Annotated in this window: 5 protein-coding genes; all 5 read right to left on the bottom strand. The window is 38.3% G+C overall.

Features of this window, described 5'->3' with window-relative positions; all coding sequences use genetic code 11:
* On the bottom strand, positions 1–2,242 hold a 2,242-nt coding region (locus ACFTQ7_RS17515), incomplete at its 3' end, for a phage tail tape measure protein (protein WP_386830160.1).
* Between the two features lie 188 nt (positions 2,243–2,430).
* Positions 2,431–2,757 carry a phage tail assembly chaperone G gene (gpG, locus tag ACFTQ7_RS17510; RefSeq protein ID WP_386830159.1) on the bottom strand — a complete coding sequence of 109 codons (327 nt, stop codon included), beginning with the start codon at positions 2,755–2,757 and terminating at the stop codon, positions 2,431–2,433.
* A 105-nt stretch (positions 2,758–2,862) separates the two neighbouring features.
* A complete protein-coding gene (locus tag ACFTQ7_RS17505) occupies positions 2,863–3,438 on the bottom strand; it encodes a major tail protein (protein ID WP_386830158.1) in 576 nt (191 codons plus the stop codon).
* 20 nt (positions 3,439–3,458) lie between these two features.
* Positions 3,459–3,806 (bottom strand): hypothetical protein, encoded by a 348-nt coding sequence (locus ACFTQ7_RS17500; RefSeq protein WP_386830157.1) that lies wholly within the window; start codon positions 3,804–3,806, stop codon positions 3,459–3,461.
* A 251-nt stretch (positions 3,807–4,057) separates the two neighbouring features.
* The gene (locus tag ACFTQ7_RS17495) at positions 4,058–4,366 is read right to left on the bottom strand and encodes a hypothetical protein (protein WP_386830156.1); all 309 of its coding nucleotides are present in this window, start codon (positions 4,364–4,366) and stop codon (positions 4,058–4,060) included.
* Between the last annotated feature and the right edge of the window lie 380 nt (positions 4,367–4,746).

Below are 4,746 nucleotides of genomic sequence, written 5' to 3'. Positions count from 1 at the left end.
AGAACTCTACTATGCCTCCCCATATCTCTATAGCTCCTTCTATTATTGACGTCCATAAGTCTGAGAGTAACTGCGTGTACTCTTCCCATGCGATAGAAGCTATTTCTGTAATAGTTGTCCACAATTCCGAGAAGAAGGTTACCAACCCTTCCCATATTTCTATCGCTCCCTCTATTATTGACGTCCATAAATCTGAAAGTAACTGGGTAAACTCTTCCCATGCTACTGAAGTCGATTCAGTAATGCTTGTCCATATGCCTGCAAGCAAATCTACCAAGCCTGTCCATATTGCTTCAGCCCCTACTACTAACCCCGTCCATAAGTCTGAGAGTAGTTGGGTAAACCCTTCCCATGCAGCTGAGGCCGCTTCTGTAATGCTTGTCCATATGCCTGCAAGCAGATCTACCAAGCCTGTCCATATTGCTTCTGCTCCTACTACTAATCCCGTCCATAAGTCTGAGAGTAGTTGGGTAAATCCTTCCCATGCAGCGGAAGCCGCTTCTGTAATGCTTGTCCACAATCCCGAGAAAAAGCTTGCTATGCCTTCCCATATCTCAACTGCCTTTGCGCTAACTACATCCCAATTTTTATATAATGCTATGCCGCCAGCTATAAGTACAGCAATACCAGCAACAATCAAACCTATGGGTCCGGTTAATATGGATAAAGCCGGTCCTAACTTACTAAACACTCCTATAATCGTACCGACAGTTGATATTACTGTTCCAAATACTGAAAGAACTGGCCCAATAACTGCCGCAATCCCACCAATAATCGTAATTAGCTTTTTGGTACCATCGCTAAGGCTAGAAAACTTTTCAATCCATGGTTGTAGCTTTTCTAAAAAACTCTTCACGATCGGTATTAAAATATTCCCGATACTAATCCCGATATCTGTTAGTTCATTTTTCATTGTTGCTATTTGAGACTCTGTCGTTTTATAGCGTTCAGCTGCTTTATCTGATAAAGCCGTGTTTTCTTCCCACGCAGCAGAGGATGAATTAACAGCCGATGACAGTAAATCAGAGGCACCAGCCATGCTTAAAAGTACATCTGTTTCGTTACCGCTAACTCCCAAGTCTGAAAGTATACTTGTTAAGTTAGCTCCACCTTCTGCTGATTCAGCTAACCCCTTCACTAATGCATCTAATGCAGAGGCAGCATCTGTTTCAAAAGCCTTTTTAAAATCTGCACTAGACATGTTGGCCGCTTTAGCAAAACCTGATAAGCTATCGCCACCATCTCCTACTGCTTTTTGGATTTTTTGGAGAACCGAAGTCATCGCTGCTCCCCCGGTTTCAGCGTTAATCCCTAGACTAGACATGGTAGCAGCTAGTCCCATAATTTGCGCCTCTGTTAGACCAGCTTTGGAAGCTTGCTCAGCAAATCCCATTCCCATTGCCATAATATCAGAAGCAGAAACGTTCATTTTGCTGCTAAGTTCAACAATTGAAGAGCCTAAACGGTCAAAATCACCTTGCCCCATTCCAACAATATTTGCAAAATCAGCAAATTCCTTCGCCGCCTGCTCACGGGTCATACTCGTGGAATTTCCCATATCAATAACTGTTCGTGAGAAAGATAAAAGGTGTTCTTCAGCAATCCCTAGCTGTCCAGCCGATTCAACTACTCCTGCAATTTCGGTAGCACTAACAGGCAGCTCCTTAGCCATACCTCGTATACCATCTTCAAGCTTTTTAAAACCTTCCTCGCTCGTGTTTACCGTTTGACGCACTCCTGCAAAAGCACTTTCAAAATCTACTGCTGCATTAAGAGCAAACGCACCAAAACCTTTAATAGGGGCTGTAATAGAGGTTATGCTATCACCGACAGATTTTACTTTGCCTCCAGCTTCCTGAAATTTATCCCATGTTGACGTCTGTACATTTAATTGATTGTCTACATCTTGTAACTGTGTAGTTAAACGATTGTATTCAACGAGAGCTTCATTTACAGCGATTGCTTGTTTTTCAATTGCTTCTGTATTCGCTGACTCGGAGGCTATTAATTCTTCATATTTATTACGTTGCTCCGTTAGTTTAAGGTTCGATGCTTCAACTGATCGAGTGAGTATATCTTGTTTTTTTGATAAACCCTCCATAGAGTTTTCGTAATTAGTACCAAGCGCCTGTAAAGCCTGTAATTCTGCCCCCATTGCGGTCAATCTCCTTATAGATTGCTCAATGGATCCATCGAAATTAGAAGTATTTAGACTAAGTTCCACAGCACCAATTTCCGCCATTTTTCATCACCGCCTTTTTTGGAAAATAAATCACAACCAAGAAATTTCATCAGCTGTGACCTCCTCCATTTCATCAAAATCACTTGTAAGTTCGAACCAAAAATGAATATCCATTTCGTCGACTTCATGTAATTTATAACCTTCTTTTATCAAATCTCGATAAAATTTTTTAATATATTCATAAGGGGTTATTCCACTAGCTTTCCCTCAGCATCATTAAGGGCCGGTTTTGTTTCAAGTCCGCCAATATTTAGCACGTTATTGAAAACTCGCATAATTTCATCTTGTAATTTTCCGGCCTCTAAACCATCCCATACATCATCAATTGTGAATTGATTATCAAACACGTTCACAACAAAGGAAATCATCTCATCAAATGTTTCTACGGAAATTTCATTACCTTCTTTACGCATTTTTTCATTCATCTTTAGTGCATTTCGGAACACTCGTGCTTTCACAAAGTCATTTGCGAAAATTTTCTCTTGTCCGTTCATTTTTAATGTAATTTGCATCATTCATCCATCCTTTTCTAGTTATCTTCGTTAATAATGCTTTCATCGCTTTTCGAAAGAGACTTTAATTAAAAAAGAAAAGAAACCCTTAAAAGGGCTTCTCATCAATTATGGTGTTTCAACTGTTTCATTTGGTTTTGCAACCGTTTTAAAGAAAGTTTCTGCAGTCACTGTTACACCTGCATCTCGTGTATCTACCGTATGTTTGATAACACCATCGATTAGTGGTAATGCTTCACCGCCGAATGGATATACTTTATAACTTGTTTCACCTTTTTTACGAGTTGTATTTGTTTCTTCACCTGGTTTTAATTTCGCCTTTAATAGCCAAACCACCTTAGAGCCTGATTCAAAACCAATTGCAATCGCGTTAGGTGTATCATTTGCGTTTGTAATAATACCGCCTTCTGCAGATTTTTTGTGTCCATACCAATCTACTAGCACTTCTGTTGGTAAATCAGCTGTTTCACCAGCAATTGTGATAGAATCCAATTGTGCTTCCTGATCCACTACACGATCCCCAGCATCTAAATGTGCTTCTGAGAAGTTCGGTGTTAGTGTCATAGAAATAGGCATTGTTAAAGTTTTCACTTCACCCCATGTCTCTGTTTGTTCATTTGTCATTAGTGCATAGTGAATACGTTTTAAGCTAATTTTTTGTGGTTTTTCATTTACTGTTGTCATTTACATGACCTCCTGATTTTTTATAATTTTTCATCAAAAAAGACGAATCGTAGCACCCTATTATAGTGAGACTCGCCTGTAGTATTTGGTTCATCATATTCTAAAGTTCGCTCATAGCCTGCACTTCCCATCAATCGTTTGATGTTCTCTGCAAGCTGATGATAATTCGAATTGGACCATACATTGATTTGTATAATCCTCTCGATTTCTAGTTCATCTCCATCTACTTCAAAGATAGGCTTTGCACTTAACTCTAAAAAGGTAATGAACTGATTTGGCTTTTCTGAGCCCGTAGGATATCCATTAAAGATAATAGGCAGACCTAATGGCTCTAATATAGCAGGTATGTGATTCATTAGATCTCTCATAGTTTTCTCCTAATCTACTTTTTAAAATGTAGGTAAGACTTTAAAATAGTATCTCCTTTCAGTGAATGAAATATTGAACTTCTTAAATAAAGTAAGAGTTCTAATGATGTTGGCTTCTTGGAATATAAAAGCTGTTTACAATTACTGATTTTCGGAATAACAAAAACGCCTACTGAAAAGAAACCAGTAGACGTTTTCATTCTTGCGTTCCTATTCACGTTATTCACCTCCTTTCAAGAGCATTGGTTTAACTAGCCTTCAATCAATTTTCTAACACTAGCCATACCATTCGAAATTAATTGTTTTAAGTCAGACTCTTTTCTCTTTAGCCCCACTATCTCATCTTTTTCAATCCATTTCATTTCTCGATGCAGCTCCCTTAATGTAGCTTGAAGCTTTCGTGTATAATCATCCGTGTAAAAACATACATACTCTCGACCACAGTTTGGACAAGTAAAATAAGTTTTCTCAATCGCATCCTTCAGCTTGTCCTTCTTAAAATGTTGAACATAAAATTTGTGACCACATGATTTATTGCACTTTGCGTATATAGGCTCCATCTACTCACCCCTTTCTATTTATTAATTTTTATGAGCAAAAAAACCACCCGACTTGGAGTGGTTTCTTGCTTTATCTTCGCTGTATATGTTGCTCGTCAATCGAACTTTTACACTACCATCATATAACGGATTTTCAATCGTTTCTATTCTCATTACTGAGTGTCAGTTAAAGGAAAGTTCACTTTTCTGAACTTCCCTTTAAAAAAGATCACCTTTTTCTAAGTGATCTCTAACTAAAGTATATGTTGTTCATTAACCGAACTTTTACACTACCATCATATAATGGATTTTCAATCGTTTCTATTCTCATTACTGAGTGTCAGTTAAAGGAAAGTTCACTTTTCTGAACTTCCCTTTAAAAAAGATCACCTTTTTCTAAG

The sequence above is a fragment of the Lysinibacillus sp. NPDC056959 genome (genome assembly GCF_042674095.1).
Classification (GTDB): domain Bacteria; phylum Bacillota; class Bacilli; order Bacillales_A; family Planococcaceae; genus Lysinibacillus; species Lysinibacillus zambalensis.
The sequence above is the reverse complement of the archived record's forward strand: the minus strand, read 5'-3'. Positions and strand labels throughout refer to the sequence as shown.